Below are 13,174 nucleotides of genomic sequence, written 5' to 3'. Positions count from 1 at the left end.
GCCGATCTAGGCAAGGCTAAGCAACAAATCTTTAACGGCTTGTACCCGATAGACAAGCTTGGATGGAGTGTTCGTGGAAACGCGGACTGCGTTCTCGAATCTATCGTCGGCGAACAAGACTTTCATAGCCTTAGTTAAGCTAGCCTTAGCCGATAGAATTTTTTCAAATTGTGCTTCAGTCAGTTCGCTAGCGGCAACCATTTCAGCATCGAATATGGCGGCAAGAAATTGATCACGATAGTCATTTTGAGCGTACCTTCTAAATGCGTGGTTGCCCCATAACTTTTCGCATCTGCTCAAGGCCGTCTTGAATTTGTTCCGGAAATTCAAAAGCCTTGATCTGGATGAACCTTTATTGGCGCCCATGAACTCATCAAGTGTGCGACGCATGTCGCCACTAAATTTCTCCCAATTCTCACTGATGCATAGAAACCTTAGAACTGATTCAACATCTTGCATTTCTTTGAACGCCGCTTCCTTTTCCGACTTTATTTTCAACTGCTGACGTAGGAATTTTTCCTGACTCAAGTCATAAATCAAATCGTTGAGAGGACCGCGGAAAATTGCATTGCGAATCTCTTGAGCGAGTAAAGGTTCTCCGCCTGTATTCAATCTCGTGAAAACCTCGTATTTGAGGTCAGGGTTTGTCTGCTTCAACAATGTGACGACTCGCAAATAGGGTCGAATAGACAACGCGTTTTGTAGTTGTCGAGGCAGTTGTTGAAATTTCATACCCGACACCTCTGAAAATTTAGGAAGTGTGCCGAGAGCGAATTCGTTTCGCAAAAATCTCCTGATAGTCGTTATTCGCTGTTTCCCATCGATAACTGAATAGGTGCCAAAATCGTCCTCCGCCAAGTAAACGGGTGGAACTGGGACATTCAGCAGGAAAGATTCAATCAGCTCCGATTGAGCCTGCGAATTCCAGCGATCACGTCGTTGATATTTTGGAGCAAGGTCAATGGCCTTCGAGTCCACCATTTGTGCGATGGTTTCAAGAGAAAGATCGGAAGACTGCAATACAAGTGCGTCTTGCGAGCTTTCAAATTTTTTGACGACCTCGGTCGCTATTACTGCTGGACTTTTTGCCATTGTTGCCCCTGGATTTTGTTATTGAATTGTCGTGAATGTTGAAGCATCAATTGTTGATCTTTACTTCCCCCAACTATCCTTCAACCCCACCGCCAAGTTAAACACCGGCCTCCCAGCCGCGTGATCCACCCGGTCGGCCACAAAGTAGCCATGCCGCTCAAACTGAAACTTCGCATCGGGCGCAGCGCCAGCCAGTGACGGCTCCGCCATCGCGGTCACTACTTTCAGGCTGTTGGGGTTCAGGCCTTCAATAAAGTCTTTGCCGCCCGCATCGGGCTGGGCCTCCAGAAACAGACGGTCGTACATGCGCACTTCAACCGCCACGCCGTCGTCCACGCCCACCCAGGTGATGACGCCTTTGACCTTGACGCTGTCACTGCCGGGCGTGCCGCTCTTGGTGTCCGGTATCAGCGTGGCCAGCACAGACGTCACCTTGCCTGCATCGTCTTTGGTGGCGCCGGTGCATTCAATGACGTGGCCGTATTTCAGGCGCACCTTGTTGCCGGGGAACAGGCGGAAGAAGCCTTTGGGCGGCGTTTCTTCATAGTCGGTGCGCTCAATCCACACTTCTTTGCCAATTTTGAATTCGCGTTTGCCCAGCTCGGGGTGGTGGGGGTGAATGGGGGCGCTGCAGTGGTCCAGGGTGCCTGCGCCCATGACGTCGTCCCAGTTGGTGAGCACGAGTTTGATGGGGTCGAGCACGGCCATGGCGCGGGTGGCGCTGCTGTCCAGCGTTTCGCGCAGGCAGCCTTCCAGCGTGCTGTAGTCAATCCAGCTGTCGCTCTTGGTCACGCCAATGCGTTCGGCAAAGAGTTGCAGGCTCTCGGGCGTGTAGCCGCGGCGGCGCAGGCCCACGATGGTGGGCATGCGGGGGTCGTCCCAGCCGTTGACCTTGTGGTCGTACACCAGTTGCGCGAGTTTGCGTTTGCTGGTCACCACATAGGTCAGGTTCAGGCGGGCAAACTCGTACTGGCGCGGGGGCGGGGCGCTGAAGAGTTTGCCTTCAATCAGGCGCTCCAGCAGCCAGTCGTAAAACGGGCGCTGGTCTTCAAACTCCAGCGTGCACAGGCTGTGGGTGATTTGCTCCAGGGCGTCCTCAATCGGGTGCGCAAAGGTGTACATGGGGTAAATGCACCATTTGTCACCTGTGTTGTGGTGTGTGGCGCGGCGTATGCGGTAGATGGCGGGGTCGCGCAGGTTGATGTTGGGCGAGGCCATGTCAATCTTGGCGCGCAGCACCATGGAGCCGTCCTCGTGCTGGTGGTCGCGCATTTCCCTGAACCGGGCCAGGTTCTCGGCCGGGGTGCGGGTGCGAAACGGGCTGTCCACACCGGGCTTGGAAAAGTCGCCCCGGTTGACGCGGATTTGCTCAATGGTTTGTTCGTCCACGTAGGCGTGGCCGGACTCAATCAGGCATTCGGCGGCTTTGTACATGAAGTCAAAGTAGTCGCTGGCCTGGTAGGGGGCTGCGTCCGCACTGCCGTTCCAGTCAAAACCGAGCCATTTGACGGCGTCGATGATGCTGTTGACGTATTCGGTGTCTTCTTTTTCGGGGTTGGTGTCGTCAAAGCGCAGGTTGCATACACCACCATAGTCACGCGCCAGGCCAAAGTTGATGCAGATGCTCTTGGCGTGGCCAATGTGCAGGTAGCCATTGGGTTCGGGCGGAAAGCGGGTGCGGATTTTGGCAGGGTCCGGTTGGCCCGCGGCGTGCAAGGCGGCGTCGCCGGGCTGGCCTGCCCATTGGCGCTGGGCGTAGGTGCCGTTGGCCAGGTCATGCTCGATGATCTGGCGCAAAAAGTTGCTGGGTTTTCCTGTGGAGGAAGTGGCTTCCGGGGCTGCAGAAGCGGCTGTTTTGGGGGTGGCTGGCGTAGGGTGGCTCATGCGCCCGATTCTAGACGCCTACCCCTCGTGCCACCCTGTCAACTGCACCAGCCGCTCCAGTGCAAAAGCGCCCAGCACGGAGTTGCCTTTGGCGTCCAGTTCAGGGGCCCAGACGCTCACGGTGCCCCGGCCCGGCACGATGGCCACAATGCCGCCGCCCACCCCGGTTTTGACCGGCAGGGCGTTGACGCGGCGGGCCGCCTCGCGGGACAAAAACTGCTCTCCGTGGCGGGCGTCTTTGCCGATGTCGAGCCCGTCGTTGGCCAAAAACAGGGTGGCCTGGGCCAGTTGGGCGCAGCTCATCTCGATGGCGCACTGGCGGCAGTAGTTGTCCAGCACCAGCTCGGGCGCGTTCACAAAGTTGCCGTAGCTCTTCATGAAGTAGGCCATGGCCATGTTGCGGTGGGCGGTGTCGCGCTCGGACTTGGCAATGTGCGTGTTCCAGTTCAGGGCGGGGTCGTCGGTCAGGCGGCGCAGGGCGCCGAGCAGGGCGATGTCCAGGTGGGCGTAGCGGGTGGTCAGGATGTCGGTGATGACCAGCGCCCCGGCGTTGATGAAGGGGTTGCGGGGAATGCCTTTTTCGGTTTCCAGCTGCACCATGGAGTTGAAAGCCGCGCCCGAGGGCTCGCGGCCCACGCGGGTCCACAGCTCGTCACCCACCAGCTTCAAGGCCAGCACAAAGGCAAACAGTTTGGTGATGCTTTGCAGCGAGAACGGCGTGTGCGCGCTGCCTGCGGTGTGGGTGCTGCCGTCGGTCATGGCCACGGCCATGCCGAACTGGCGCGGCGGCACTTGCGCCAGGGCGGGAATGTAGCTGGCCACCTGGCCGCGGCCAAACAGGGCCTGCGCCTCGGTCTGGATCTGGTCCAGGATGGGGGCGAGGGGCGGGCTGTGGCGGCGGTTGGGCGTGGTGGCAGGCGTTGTTTTGGGCGTTGGCATGGCCAGAATTCTAGGGGCCTGGGGCGTGCAGTAATATGTAAAAAGAACATGGGATAAGAGCAAAACGACATGATTAACGATGACCCCCGAGACCGCCCGCCGCACACGGTGGCCGTCAGCCGCCGCGATTTGCATGCCGCTGTGCAGGCGGGCATTTTGTCCACCGGGCAGGCGCAGCAACTGTGGTCGCGCTGGAATGCACCCGGCTTGGCCGCCGCCGCGCTGGCCAGCGCCGAGGCGGCGCGCGATGGGCACCGGGGCCCGGGCTTTAGTTTTACCAACACCTTGTATTACTTTGGCGGCATGGTGGCCATTGGCGCCATGACGCTTTTCATGACCTTGGGCTGGCAGGCCTTTGGCGCGTGGGGGTTGATGGGCATCAGCGCGGCGTACCTGGTGGCTTGCCTGAAGGTGGCGGACCACCTGAAAAAACGCAAACTGTCTGTGCCCGCCGGTATTCTGGCCACGCTGGCGGTGTGCCTGGTGCCGCTGATTGTGTGGTGTGTGCAGCAGGCCATGGGTTTGTGGCCGCCGGGTGGGTCGCAGAGCTATTCGGCCTACCACACGCACATCAACTGGCGTTGGATCACGCTTGAATTTGCCACGCTGGCTGCTGGCGTGGTGATGCTGTGGCGCTACCGCCTGCCCTTCATGGTGATGCCGATTGCGGTGACGCTGTGGTACCTGAGCATGGACGCGGCCAATGCCTTGATGCAGGACGGCCCGCATTGGGACTGGACTTTCATGCGCGATGTGTCGCTGGTGTTTGGCATTGCCACCTGCTTTATCGCCGTGTGGGTGGACGTGCGCAGCCGCCGCGCCACGCTGCCCGACTGGCGGCAGGACTACGCGTTTTGGCTGTATCTGTTCGGTGCACTGATGTTTTGGGGCGGCCTGAGCCTGCGGGACTCCAGCTCTGAGGTGGGCAAAGCGCTGTATTGCCTGATCAACCTGGTGATGGTGTTTGGCGGCGCGGTCATCGGGCGGCGGGTGTTTACCGTGTTAGGTGGCTTGGGCGTGGCGATGTACCTGGGGCATTTGTCGCACGAGGTGTTTGGTGACAGCCTGCTGTTCCCGTTTGCGCTGACGCTGATTGGCTTGGGCGCGGTGGCCTTGGGCATCTGGTGGCAGCGCCATGAGGAGCGCATCAACGACACTCTGGCGGGCTGGGTGCCCAAGGCGCTGCGCCGCGCTTGAGGCAAGGCCGCTGACGGCGGCCTGTTACATCTGGCAATGTTTGTGACACGAACGCTGCCATCCTTGTGCGCAGGCGCTGCGTTGTAGATGCAGGGTGCTTTTTTGGCCCCGCGTCTTTCTTCACAGGAGAACTCTTAATGACAACAATTCGTTCAACCTCATCCCTGTTGGCCGCAGGTGCCTTGGCCATTGCCGCCTTGGGCATGACGGGTGCCGCCCGGGCGGATGATGTGTATTGGTCGGTGGGTGTGTCGTCACCCGGCGTGCAGGTGGGTGTGGCCAATGCCCGCCCTGTGGTGGTACACCAGCCGGTGTACAGCCAGCCTTACCCGGTGTATCACCAGCCACGCCCGGTTTATGTGGAGCCCCGCCCGGTGGTTTACGTGCGGCCCGCACCGGTTTACATGCCACCACCACGGTACATCCGGACTGAATGGCAGTACCCAGGTTACGGCTGGGGCCGGGGCCAGGAGCGCGGCCATGGCCGACATGAAGGCGGTTGGTCAAGAGACGAGCGTGGCCGGGACGACCGTGGAGGCCGTGGGGACTACGGCAATCACGGCGGCGGTGATGGCCACCGGGGTCGCTAGTCCAGTAGCGTTGACGCAAAGGCGTTGATGGCCGCCACGTCGGGCGGCAGGGAAGTGAAATGCAGGCCTTCGCGCTCCAGTGTGGCGCGCAGGCCGCGGTCAATCTGGCGGGCCTCGTCTTCATCCTGAAAACGGCCGGTGTGCACATACTTTTTTTCACCCCGCTCGACCAGGATGTTGACGTTGTTGTGCTGCTTGTACCACTTCAATATCTGCGCGCGGGTTTTGGTGATGTCGCAGATGTTCTCGGGGTAATGGTCGTTGTAGTACAGCACCTGGGGCAATGAACACTCGGTAATCAAAAACTGCACCTGGCCGTCGAGCAGGTTGAGCATTTCATATTGGCGCTGGGCGATGAAATACTGGTTTTTAAGCACTTCAAAGTTGCGCTGCCACACCAGTGACTTGGCATAGTCGGGAATGGTTTCGACCGTTTTTTGGTGCAGGTTGAGGTGCAGGATGATGGCCGCAGAAAACAGGGACTTGTCGCTGCCCGGCCCGCCAATGATGTTGATCACCTTGGTGGGGTACAGGCGCATTTTATTTTCCGGCAGCACGTCGTTGACGGTGGTGAAGTGCATGGTCATGTCGTGTCTCTCTCTTTTTTATAAATCTTGTTTCAGCTCAGGTGGCAATGCCATTGCGCGTCAGCAGGTCGTTCACCAGCTCCAGCCGCACCAGGGGGTTGTCCAGTTCCATCAGTCTTTGTTTAAGCGCCGGTGGCAGGGGCAGTAGCTCGCACCAGCGGTTGGCGACCCAGGCGCAGTCGTCCAGCCGGTAGGGCGGGCGCAGGGGCATCTGGTCGGCGGGTATTTCCCTGTTTTGCAGGGTTTTGATCACTTCGCCCAGGGCGGTCGCCACGCCTTTCAGGTCGTCGGGTACTTCAACCGGTAGATCGTCTGCCATGACAGTTACATCGGCAATCCACAGGCCATGCTTGAGCTTTTCTTGGCGGGAGACGCGAAAACGCTGGGTGCCGGTGCAATGAATCACCATCAAACCCGCCTGCGGTTTGGAGAGTTCGGTGATTTTGGCGAGCGTGCCCACCGCATGGAAGGCCTCCTGCGCGAAACCGTCGCCGCTGGGCGCATCGGGGTCGGGCTTGCGCACCTCGGTGCCCTGCGTCAGGGAGACGATGCCGAAGGGCGCGCCAGCTTTGTGGCACTTGCCAATCATGTCCAGGTAGCGCACTTCAAAGATCTGCAAGGGCAGTGAGCCACCGGGAAAAAGCACGGTCCCCAGGGGAAACAGGGGGAGCGACAAGAGGGTGAGCGGTTCAGACATGTTGAGTGTCAAAGTGGATGTGAAAAGCATCATCCCACGAACCCACCCCGGGTGCGCGGCCTGGCTACATGGCCTTGAACAGGTGGGCGTACAGGCGGCTGACCGGCAGTTTGTCGTCCCGATCGCGCAGGGTCACGGTGAGTTTGCCGGCGTCGTCGCGCACCACGGTGTCAAGGTGGTTGGCGTTCACCACGGTGCCGCGGTGGATTTGCCAGAAAGCGCCACTGTCGAGCTGGGGCAGCAGGTCTTTGAGCGGGGTGCGGATCAGGTATTCATGGCGGGCGGTGAGCACGCGCACATATTTATCGGCCGCTTCGAAATAGACGACTTCGTCAATCGGCACCAGGCGAATGGCGTTGCCCACACTGGCCTGGATCACCTTCAAGGGCAGTTGGTTGGGCCGCGGCTCGGCGCCCAGCAGGCCCCGGAGTTGCCCCAGGGTTGCTTCAAAATTGATAGCTGCTTGCGCACGGTTGGCGAGGGCTAGCTGCACTTTTGACACTGTTTTTTGCAACCGGGTCGCCTGAATGGGCTTGAGCAGGTAGTCCATGGCATGCGTCTCAAAGGCCTGCACGGCGTACTGGTCGTAGGCGGTGACAAACACGAGGGCAGGAAAGGGCTTGCCTTCCACGGCTTCGGTGTTCCACGCGTCGATCAATTCCGCTGCGGCGTCCAGCCCGCTCAGGCCGGGCATGCGAATGTCGAAAAAGAGCACATCGGGCAACAGGCGCAGCGCCTGCGCAACGGCCGAGGCGCCGTCGCCCACGGTGGCGACCACCTGCAGCGCGGGCCACGCGCGGGCCAGTTCGGCCTGTAGGGCGGCGGCGAGCAGGGGCTCGTCTTCAGCAATAAGTGCTGTGTGAGTCATTTGAATAGGGGTTGGGCGCTGAATTTATAGGAAATGTGGCTCTAGCCCAGGTACCACCTGCGGGAGTAGCTATTAATTCAATAGCACCCTGCGGGCCGTAGGTGGTCACCAGCCGCTCGCGCACCTGGGCCAGGCCAAAGCCGTCGTCGCTGAGGCGCCCGGGGTCCAGGCCGACACCGGTGTCGAGCACGTCCAGCGTCATCAGCGTGCCGTCCAGCCGGGCCCGCACGGTGATGCTGCCGCCTTGCACCTTGGGCTCCAGCCCGTGTTTGATGGCGTTTTCAACCAAGGGTTGCAGCAGCAGCGGCGGCAGGGGCAGGGCGGCCAGTTCGGCGGGCAGGTCCAGCGTGTACTGCAGGCGCGGGCCCATGCGCACGGCCATCAGTTCAAGGTAGTCGCGCAGGCGGTCAAATTCGGCTTGCAGGGGGTGTGCGCTGACGCGCGACGACCCCAGCGTGGCACGCAGGTAGGCAATCATGCGGTCCAGCATGTCCTGCGCACGGGCCGGGTCGGTACCGATGAGGGCGCGCAGGTTGGCCAGCGTGTTGAACAACATGTGCGGCTCCAGCTGGGATTGCAGCAGCTTGAGTTGCGCCTCCGCCGCCAGGCGCTGGGCGGCTTGCATGCGGGCATACAGATAGGCGGTCTTGCCCCGGAAAAAGAAGTAGGCGCTGGCGGCGACACCTGCCACGGCAGTGACGAGCCAGGAGACCCGGTGGTTGTCCCCCACATGGCTCCAGCCCGCCCGGCCGAACCACAGGTTGCCCGCATAGGTGCCTATGAAATAGCCCGAAACCACGGCAAGGGTCACCAGCAGCGGGCCGCCCCAGCCGCGAGGCCAGCCTGTATCCGGGTTGGGCAGCAGCACCAGGCGGCCAAATTCGATGATGGCCCAGATGGGAATGCCGATGGCGATGGAGTAAACCAGTTGATGCTCGTACGGCTGGTCCGGAAAGCCCAGGTACAGCAGGGCGGAAATCACCAGACTAAAGGCCACCGTTTCCAGAAAACGGCGCAGGGTATCAACCCGGTTGATGCGCATGGCCGGTCAGACGTCGCCGGAAGGTTTGGTCGTGTCGCCGGATGCGTGCTGACGCAGCAATTTGTCGCGTTCTTGTCGGTACATCTGCTCACGCAGGTCGCTGCCCGCGCCCAGCATCCAGACCGACACCCCATGCAGCGCCAGGCCCAGGCCCCAGCCCAGGGCCGGGAACAGCGACCAGCGGTGCAAGCCCAGGCTGGCCAGGGTGAACATTGCCGCGTTGACGCAGACATACACCAGGGCGTGGACATACCAGCGCAGCTTGGCGCCCGCGCGCTTGCGGGCAATTCGGTCGATTTCTTCAGGGCTCATGTGGAGAATTTCACCACGGATCGCGCTGGCTGGCCAAACGGGCGCGCTCTTGTTGCAACAGGCGCTCATGCAAACCGCCGCCGGGCATCGCCAGCCACACGGCGAGGCCGTGCATCAACAGTCCCAAACCCCAACCCAGGGCCGGGAATATCGCCCAGTGGCGCCCGGTGCTGAGGGACGCGGTGATCAGCGCGAGGTTGACGATGACGTAAACCGTCGCGTGGACGTACCAGCCCATGCGGGCGCCCACCCGCTTGCGGGCGAGTTGCTCCAGGTCATCGTCGGTCGAATGCTTGGGGTAGGTGGTGGACATGAGAGTTCTCCTTGGTGATAAAACGGTGAAACAGGTGGTCAAAGCAGGCCGAGCCATGGGCCCCAGACCAACTGGCCGAGGTAGCGGCCCGGCAGCAGGGTGAAAATGCCCGCGCCGATGCAGGCGCCGTAATACAAGGCTTGCATGCTTTTTCGGTGACCTGCGTAGTTTTTGCGGGCCAACTGCCTGAAGGCGCCAAACAAGCCCAGCAACACATAAGGCACAAACAGGTGAATGGGCGAGTAGCCAGCGATGTTGGGCAGCTGGTAGTCACGAATGAAGAGGGCGGACAAAGCGGCGAGGAGCATCAGGGTGACCCAGGCGTAGCCAAACGCGCGGTGCATCCCTGGCCGCTGAATCGTGCCTTGGCGTGCCCACAGGGCGACGGGTCCAATGACCAGCGCACCCAGGGCGGCAGTCATGTGAACGGCGATGACGGGGGTGAGTTGCATGGTGGGGCTCGTGTCATGAAGGATGTGTCGGTGGGTGAACTGTGCCCAGTCGACCGCCTGCCCACCAGCAGGGTGCGACGAAATGCCGATCTGCCGGTGTGAAACGCGTCGGCGTGGCGTGAGAAGCGTCACATGCGCCTGTGATAATCCAGCGTCACACTTTCAGGATTAAACGTGGATATTGCATTGCTGATCAAAGCCGCCATCATGGGCATCGTCGAGGGGTTAACGGAGTTTTTGCCCATTTCTTCCACTGGCCACCTGATCCTGGCGGGTGCTCTCTTGAACCTGCATGACGAAAAAGCCAAGGTGTTTGAAATCGCCATTCAGACCGGCGCCATCTTTGCCGTGATCCTCGTTTACTGGCAGAAGTTGCGCGACACGGTGGTGGCGTTTCCTTCAGACAAACAGGCCCAGCGCTTTGTGTTGAATGTGTTCATTGCCTTTCTGCCCGCCGTTGTCTTGGGTCTGCTGTTTGGCAAAGCCATCAAGGCGCACCTGTTTACGCCCGTGGTCGTGGCCAGTACCTTCATCATTGGCGGCTTCATCATTTTGTGGGCCGAACGGCGCCAGCAAAACAACCCAACGCTGGCACGCATTCAGGACGTGGAGACGATGACGCCGATGGATGCGCTGAAAGTCGGGTTGGTGCAGTGTCTGGCCATGATTCCTGGCACCAGCCGCAGCGGCGCAACCATCATTGGCGGTATGTTGCTCGGCCTGTCGCGCAAGGCTGCCACCGACTTTTCTTTCTATCTGGCGATTCCCACCCTGATTGGTGCCGGTGCCTACAGTCTTTATAAAGAGCGTGCGTTGCTGTCCATGGCCGACTTGCCCATGTTCCTCGTCGGGTTGGTGTTGTCGTTCATCAGCGCCTGGCTGTGTGTGCGCTGGCTGCTGCGCTTTATCTCCACCCACAGCTTCGTGGGGTTTGCTTACTACCGTATCGTCTTTGGTGTGGTGGTGTTGGCCACGGCCTGGAGCGGTCTGGTCACCTGGGCGGCCTGAACGCTGTGACCGCCACCCGGGAACCGATCCGGGGTGGTAGGCCCCCTGGCCTGTCTGCTTTAGGCCAGTGTCTGCAAATTGAGCAACGCCGCCTCAATCGCCGCGGCCGTGACCTCCGGCTTTTCCATTGGAAAGAGGTGGCTGCCGTCGAGCATCATGATGCGGCCTTTCGTCACTTTTTCGGTCATGGCCATCCCTATCTGCTTCATCTCCGCCGAGTGTGTGCCGCCCACAAATGCGACCGGGCACTTCACGGGGTGATGTTTGAGCAGCGCATCCAGGTTGTGGGGCAAGGTGTTGTAGATGGCCGTTTCCACATCGCGATCAAAGCTCAATACCCGCTTTTTCTCGTCGCCTTGGCCTTCGTCATGGGTGCCGTGCGCAATGTAGTCCTGCAGCACCTGCGGGTCCCATCGGGCAAAGGCCTTTTTGTGGCGAAAGTGCGCCAGTGCGGCCTCCTGGCTGGGCCAGCTATTGCGACGGCGACGGCTCACCGCCCCCGGTGACACCGACCCCACCAGTTGCGTGCTTTTGATCACGCCGAGCGTGGCGGCGCGCCAGCCACCCAGAATCGGCGAATCCAGCAGCAGCACGCCTCGCGCCAACTCTGGCGCCCTGGCCGCAGCCATCAGGCTCAAAAAACCGCCGAGTGAATGGCCGACCAGGAATGCAGGTTGTCCTGCTTTCTCCACTTCTTTTCGGGTGAACTCGATCAGTTGTTGGACCAGGTGTGGCCAGTTGTTCGTGACCGGGTGCTGGCTGTCATGGCCAAATTTGTCCAGCGCCTTGACCGTGAACCCCCGCGCTTTCAGGTTTTTGAACAAAACGCCATAGGTGCTGGCGGCAAAACTGTTGGCGTGGGAGAAGACGATAAGGGGCATGGTGTTAGATCAGTTTTTCCTGAGGTGTTGATATCTTCTTCAGCGGTCGGTTGCGGCCTGACTGCATCATGAGCGGGATGTCGGTTTGTTCGCCGTTCCACATCGGGTCTTCAATGCTGTCAAAGACTTCCCGCAGTTTTTGCCCCCAATTGCCGTGCAGCATCCTGAAGTAAGGGTTATTTTCATCAATACACACCACTTTGTCTGTCTGGTATTTGTCAGCTTCGTAGACCACCAGGTCCAGCGGCAAACCGACGGACAGGTTGGACTTGAGTGTGGAGTCCATCGACACCAAGGCACATTTGGCGGCTTCGTCCAGCGGCGTTTCGGGCGTGATGACCCGGTCCAGCACCGGTTTGCCGTATTTGGATTCGCCCACCTGGAAGTAAGGCGTTTCGGGCGTAGCCTCAATAAAGTTGCCGGCTGAATACACCTGAAACAGGCGCATGCCTTCGCCCTTGATTTGACCGCCAAAGATGAGCGAGACGTTGAATTCAACGCCCGCTTGCTTGAGAGAGGCGGCGTCGCGGTCATACACATGGCGAATGGCGGAGCCCAGCACCCGCGCAGCATCAAACATGCTCTTGGCATTCCATATGGTGATCGGCTCGCTGTCCTGGTGCTCCTTGAGTTGCTCGATCTGCAGAATCTCGCGCACCGACTGTGAAATGCTCAGGTTGCCTGCCGAAAGCAGCACCATGAAGCGATCCTCCGGTTTTTCGTAGACGATCATCTTGCGGAAGGTACTGATTTGGTCCAAGCCTGCATTGGTGCGTGAATCGGAAAGAAAAACCAATCCGGCGTTGAGTTTGATAGCGACGCAATAAGTCATAGGAGTGTGTTCAATAGATAGGGGATTCGAAGGCAGTCACTAAGCAACTTGAGTGCCATACAGGATTGTGCGTCCAAAATTGATGATGTTGCGCCGCATCCCAATTGGCAGGTGGGCGGGCCATGTCCGCACTTTGCACTATGTTCGAGGGACGTTTCTTGATGGTTTTTTAACGTCTGCTTGCGCGGAGGCTAAAAAGCGTGCCATAATTGAAGGCTTCGCTACTGACACTTGATAAAAGTGTGGTGGCAAGAGCAGAGGCTGATTCAAGAGTTGGCTGATGCGGGTTTTGAGACTTTTGTGTTTTGGGATTTCGAAGAAATCTGGAGATGGAAAAAGTTAAAAAACTTTGATAACGCAGTCAAAAGCGTGTCATAATTCAAGGCTTCGCTGATCACAGTGAAGCGAGAAAAGCGAGACGAAAGTCGAGTTTTTGATCATTAAAAATATACAGCCGATAAGTGTGGGCGTTTGAAGGCG

General features: G+C 59.4%; 15 protein-coding genes. 3 read left to right on the top strand and 12 right to left on the bottom strand.

Features of this window, described 5'->3' with window-relative positions; genetic code table 11:
• Positions 1–6 precede the first annotated feature (6 nt).
• From AC097N_RS15875 to glsA, 3 genes are read right to left on the bottom strand one after another with little or no spacing between them, the layout of a single operon-like run.
• Complete coding sequence (locus AC097N_RS15875; RefSeq protein WP_479582643.1) at positions 7–1,092, bottom strand: GmrSD restriction endonuclease domain-containing protein; 1,086 nt, start codon at positions 1,090–1,092, stop codon at positions 7–9.
• A 60-nt stretch (positions 1,093–1,152) separates the two neighbouring features.
• Positions 1,153–2,976, bottom strand: coding sequence for a glutamine--tRNA ligase/YqeY domain fusion protein (locus tag AC097N_RS15870; RefSeq protein WP_479582641.1), 1,824 nt, complete (start codon positions 2,974–2,976; stop codon positions 1,153–1,155).
• Between the two features lie 18 nt (positions 2,977–2,994).
• Positions 2,995–3,915, bottom strand: a complete 921-nt coding sequence (gene glsA / locus AC097N_RS15865) for a glutaminase A (protein WP_479582639.1) — start codon at positions 3,913–3,915, stop codon at positions 2,995–2,997.
• 69 nt (positions 3,916–3,984) lie between these two features.
• Between glsA and AC097N_RS15860 the strand changes: the two genes are divergently transcribed.
• Both AC097N_RS15860 and AC097N_RS15855 read left to right on the top strand, forming a co-directional pair.
• Entirely contained in the window at positions 3,985–5,112 is a 1,128-nt protein-coding gene (locus AC097N_RS15860; RefSeq protein WP_479582637.1) for a DUF2157 domain-containing protein, read from the top strand.
• A gap of 137 nt (positions 5,113–5,249) precedes the next feature.
• Positions 5,250–5,702: a hypothetical protein gene (locus tag AC097N_RS15855; protein WP_479582635.1), complete on the top strand. Its 453-nt coding sequence runs from the start codon at positions 5,250–5,252 to the stop codon at positions 5,700–5,702.
• Here the strand turns inward: AC097N_RS15855 and AC097N_RS15850 are convergent.
• From AC097N_RS15850 to AC097N_RS15820, 7 genes are all read right to left on the bottom strand, one after another.
• Positions 5,699–6,289 (bottom strand): hypothetical protein, encoded by a 591-nt coding sequence (locus AC097N_RS15850; RefSeq protein ID WP_479582634.1) that lies wholly within the window; start codon positions 6,287–6,289, stop codon positions 5,699–5,701. The two genes, AC097N_RS15855 and AC097N_RS15850, sit on opposite strands and share 4 nt — an antisense overlap.
• Before the next feature lie 37 nt (positions 6,290–6,326).
• Positions 6,327–6,986 (bottom strand): LON peptidase substrate-binding domain-containing protein, encoded by a 660-nt coding sequence (locus AC097N_RS15845; RefSeq protein WP_479582632.1) that lies wholly within the window; start codon positions 6,984–6,986, stop codon positions 6,327–6,329.
• A gap of 64 nt (positions 6,987–7,050) precedes the next feature.
• Positions 7,051–7,854 (bottom strand): LytR/AlgR family response regulator transcription factor, encoded by an 804-nt coding sequence (locus AC097N_RS15840; protein WP_479582630.1) that lies wholly within the window; start codon positions 7,852–7,854, stop codon positions 7,051–7,053.
• Positions 7,829–8,896: a sensor histidine kinase gene (locus AC097N_RS15835; RefSeq protein ID WP_479582628.1), complete on the bottom strand. Its 1,068-nt coding sequence runs from the start codon at positions 8,894–8,896 to the stop codon at positions 7,829–7,831. Before AC097N_RS15835 ends, AC097N_RS15840 begins: the two co-directional genes overlap by 26 nt.
• A gap of 6 nt (positions 8,897–8,902) precedes the next feature.
• Positions 8,903–9,208 carry a 2TM domain-containing protein gene (locus AC097N_RS15830; protein ID WP_479582626.1) on the bottom strand — a complete coding sequence of 102 codons (306 nt, stop codon included), beginning with the start codon at positions 9,206–9,208 and terminating at the stop codon, positions 8,903–8,905.
• Between the two features lie 10 nt (positions 9,209–9,218).
• A complete protein-coding gene (locus AC097N_RS15825; RefSeq protein ID WP_479582624.1) occupies positions 9,219–9,521 on the bottom strand; it encodes a 2TM domain-containing protein in 303 nt (100 codons plus the stop codon).
• 38 nt (positions 9,522–9,559) lie between these two features.
• Complete coding sequence (locus tag AC097N_RS15820; protein ID WP_479582622.1) at positions 9,560–9,973, bottom strand: DUF2306 domain-containing protein; 414 nt, start codon at positions 9,971–9,973, stop codon at positions 9,560–9,562.
• Between the two features lie 174 nt (positions 9,974–10,147).
• Here AC097N_RS15820 and AC097N_RS15815 point away from each other — a divergent pair, with 174 nt between their 5' ends.
• On the top strand, positions 10,148–10,981 hold the full coding sequence (locus AC097N_RS15815) for an undecaprenyl-diphosphate phosphatase (protein ID WP_479582620.1): 834 nt from the start codon (positions 10,148–10,150) through the stop codon (positions 10,979–10,981).
• Positions 10,982–11,040: 59 nt separating this feature from the next.
• Here AC097N_RS15815 and AC097N_RS15810 read toward each other — a convergent pair whose 3' ends face one another.
• Together AC097N_RS15810 and AC097N_RS15805 are read right to left on the bottom strand one after the other, a co-directional pair.
• Positions 11,041–11,862: an alpha/beta fold hydrolase gene (locus AC097N_RS15810; RefSeq protein ID WP_479582618.1), complete on the bottom strand. Its 822-nt coding sequence runs from the start codon at positions 11,860–11,862 to the stop codon at positions 11,041–11,043.
• A 4-nt stretch (positions 11,863–11,866) separates the two neighbouring features.
• A complete protein-coding gene (locus tag AC097N_RS15805) occupies positions 11,867–12,694 on the bottom strand; it encodes a proteasome-type protease (RefSeq protein ID WP_479582616.1) in 828 nt (275 codons plus the stop codon).
• Between the last annotated feature and the right edge of the window lie 480 nt (positions 12,695–13,174).

The organism is Rhodoferax sp. LS1R11, from assembly GCF_056521395.1.
Note: the sequence above shows the minus strand (reverse complement) of the source record. Positions and strands in the feature narration are given on the sequence as shown.

Excerpts from the sequence above, each read along its gene's own strand:
- AC097N_RS15825 (WP_479582624.1), bottom strand. The coding sequence starts at position 9,521 with ATGTCCACCACCTACCCCAAGCATTCGACCGACGATGACCTGGAGCAA.
- AC097N_RS15835 (WP_479582628.1), bottom strand. The coding sequence starts at position 8,896 with ATGCGCATCAACCGGGTTGATACCCTGCGCCGTTTTCTGGAAACGGTG.
- AC097N_RS15870 (WP_479582641.1), bottom strand. The coding sequence starts at position 2,976 with ATGAGCCACCCTACGCCAGCCACCCCCAAAACAGCCGCTTCTGCAGCC.
- AC097N_RS15875 (WP_479582643.1), bottom strand. The coding sequence starts at position 1,092 with ATGGCAAAAAGTCCAGCAGTAATAGCGACCGAGGTCGTCAAAAAATTT.
- AC097N_RS15810 (WP_479582618.1), bottom strand. The coding sequence starts at position 11,862 with ATGCCCCTTATCGTCTTCTCCCACGCCAACAGTTTTGCCGCCAGCACC.
- AC097N_RS15830 (WP_479582626.1), bottom strand. The coding sequence starts at position 9,208 with ATGAGCCCTGAAGAAATCGACCGAATTGCCCGCAAGCGCGCGGGCGCC.
- AC097N_RS15850 (WP_479582634.1), bottom strand. The coding sequence starts at position 6,289 with ATGACCATGCACTTCACCACCGTCAACGACGTGCTGCCGGAAAATAAA.
- glsA (WP_479582639.1), bottom strand. The coding sequence starts at position 3,915 with ATGCCAACGCCCAAAACAACGCCTGCCACCACGCCCAACCGCCGCCAC.
- AC097N_RS15820 (WP_479582622.1), bottom strand. The coding sequence starts at position 9,973 with ATGCAACTCACCCCCGTCATCGCCGTTCACATGACTGCCGCCCTGGGT.
- AC097N_RS15840 (WP_479582630.1), bottom strand. The coding sequence starts at position 7,854 with ATGACTCACACAGCACTTATTGCTGAAGACGAGCCCCTGCTCGCCGCC.
- AC097N_RS15855 (WP_479582635.1), top strand. The coding sequence starts at position 5,250 with ATGACAACAATTCGTTCAACCTCATCCCTGTTGGCCGCAGGTGCCTTG.
- AC097N_RS15805 (WP_479582616.1), bottom strand. The coding sequence starts at position 12,694 with ATGACTTATTGCGTCGCTATCAAACTCAACGCCGGATTGGTTTTTCTT.
- AC097N_RS15845 (WP_479582632.1), bottom strand. The coding sequence starts at position 6,986 with ATGTCTGAACCGCTCACCCTCTTGTCGCTCCCCCTGTTTCCCCTGGGG.
- AC097N_RS15860 (WP_479582637.1), top strand. The coding sequence starts at position 3,985 with ATGATTAACGATGACCCCCGAGACCGCCCGCCGCACACGGTGGCCGTC.